This window comes from Zoogloea sp. (genome assembly GCF_023150065.1).
Classification (GTDB): Bacteria; Pseudomonadota; Gammaproteobacteria; order Burkholderiales; family Rhodocyclaceae; genus Zoogloea.
The window spans coordinates 1-777 of record NZ_JAKLLN010000098.1 but is presented as its reverse complement, the minus strand read 5'-3'; the positions used below and the strand labels follow the sequence as shown (position 1 = coordinate 777).

Genomic DNA, 777 nt, shown 5'->3' with positions numbered 1-777 from the left:
GTTGACGCGCAGCATCCGGCCCCCGGCATCGATCACCGCGAGGCCATCGCCGCTGGAATCCCACACCTGGCGGAAGCACGCCTCGCTGCTGGCGCGGGCGGCCTCGGCGCGGCGCAGGTCGGTGATGTCGGTGAAGCTGAGCACGGCCCCGGCGCAGGCGCCGTCCTCGTCGTGGTAGGGGTCGATCTGCAGCAGGTAGTGCAGGCCGCGTTGGTGCACGTGCTCGACCCGCGAGTCGTTGTCGGTGACGACCGCGGTGATCCATTCCCGCAGGTCGGGCAGGTCGAGGTGGCAGGGCACCCGGTACAGCGATTGCCCGATGTCGTCGGGCAACAGGCCGAAGACCCGCCCGGCCAGCGGGTTGAAGCGGCTCACCCGGCCGTCGCCCTCGACCACCACCAGCCCGGTGCGGATGGAGTTCTGGATGTTGCCGAGGGTGGCGTTGAGGCGGCCGTACTCCTGCGACTTGCGGCGCAGTTCGGCGTTGAGGGACGAGAGCTCCTCGTTGGAGGCCTGCAGCTCCTCGTTGGCGGCCTGCAGCTCCTCGCTGGCCAGCTGCAGCTCTTCGTTGAGGGACTGGTATTCCTCGTTGGAGGCTTCCATCTGCTCGATCACCGCCTGCAGGTGCTCGCGGGTGTCGGCGAGCTCCTGGCGCAGGCGGGCGATCTCGTCGGCCGCATCGACCGGCGCGAGGGCCTCGGTCGCCCCCGGAGGGTGCGCCGACGGGCCCGCCGGGGCCTCCTCGAAGCTGATCAGCATCGCCGTCAGCGGGTCGTC

General features: G+C 70.7%; 1 protein-coding gene. It reads right to left on the bottom strand.

Annotation, left to right across the window (positions count from 1 at the left end; translation table 11 throughout):
- The coding region (locus L6Q67_RS23625) for a PAS domain-containing protein (protein WP_296575991.1) at nt 1-777 on the bottom strand (777 nt) is incomplete at both ends.